This window comes from Allobosea sp. 05T439 (assembly GCF_056396005.1).
Genome location: NZ_JBFTKP010000113.1, coordinates 1 through 1245, shown reverse-complemented (window position 1 = coordinate 1245; position 1245 = coordinate 1). Strand labels below are relative to the sequence as shown.

At 67.4% G+C, this 1245-nt stretch carries 1 protein-coding gene and 1 pseudogene; both read right to left on the bottom strand.

Annotated features, from left to right (window positions below):
• Positions 1-239: pseudogene (locus AC1DIO_RS35275) on the bottom strand (type I secretion system permease/ATPase); the annotation flags it as partial.
• Between the two features lie 102 nt (positions 240-341).
• Positions 342-1245: calcium-binding protein (locus AC1DIO_RS35270; RefSeq protein WP_476854942.1), on the bottom strand; the 904-nt coding region annotated here is incomplete at its 5' end.

The following is a 1245-nucleotide window of genomic DNA, read 5'->3' as shown; positions in this document are numbered from 1 at the left end:
AAGGCGCCCTGGAACAAATAGAGCCCGATCGCCAGCGCCGAGAGCGCCGCCAGCGTCTGGACGCTGCCCGAGGTCAGSGCCCGGTCATAGACCTGCAGCATGTAGAATGAGCCGGTCAGCGCCAGCACATTGATCAGCCCCGAGACCGCAAACAGGAAGAGGAAGGCCGAGCGGAAGCCGAGCGTCAGCCTGGCGGCATCGCGCTTGCGGGCGGAGGTCTGTGCCTTGGAAGGTGCCATGATCGCAAACCGTCAAAAGGAGAAGCAGTCGGCAGGAAGGCGGTGCAGGAAGGGAGTGCCGGCCGGCGGGCACGGGGCCCGCCGGCCGAAAAGGCGCGGCTTCTAGAAGCTGAAGTTGCTGCCGGTCAGGGTGTGGCTGCCCTTCAGGTTGATCTGGAAGTCGGCATCGSCGTCGSCGTCGACATTGCCCTTGACCACGGTGTAGTCGCCGTCGGCCCGGGTCTCGTAGGCGACCACCAGCTGGGCCGTGGCGGTGAAGGCCGGGCCGTTGGTCAAGGTGAAGCTCTGGTTGCCGGCGAGCGCGCCATTGGCGTCGATGCCGGAGAGGTCGAGCTTATCGCCAGGCTCGAAATCGAGGATAGTGTCGCCATCCGCCGCTTCCTTGCTCTCGAAGCGGAAGGTGTCGTTGCCCGCCCCGCCTTCCATCACGTTCACCGCCGCGCTGGCCGTGATCGTGTCGTTGCCCGAACCGGTCGCGACGTTCTCGATGCTCCASAGCGTGTCGCTGCCGGTTTGCGTGCTGACCGCGCTGCCGCGTCCAAGCAGGCCGTTGCCGAGATCGACCGTCAGGTTCGCCGTGATCGCCGACATGTCGAGCGTGTCGATGCCCGTGCCGCCGTCGCTGTCATCGCCGAAATAGACGTCGTTGCCGTCACCGACCGCAGCCACGATCACATCGTTGCCCGCACCCGCCACCACAGTGTCGTCGCCGGCCCCGGCCGTGATCCGGTCGTCGCCCGTGCCACCGAAGATCCGGTCGTTGCCGGCCTCGCCATCGATCAGGTCGTTGCCAGCCCCGCCAAGCAGCACGTCGTCGCCGGCCCCGCCGAAGACCACGTCACGGCCCTCCCCGGCATCGACGAAGTCGTTGCCATCGCCCGCCGAGATCGTGTCGTCGCCGCCCGCACCGATCAGGACATCGTCGCCGCCCTGGCCGATCAGGTTGTCCGCCCCCGCTGCCCCGATCAGGACATCGCTCAGCCCCGTCCCGACATGCGTCCCAGGA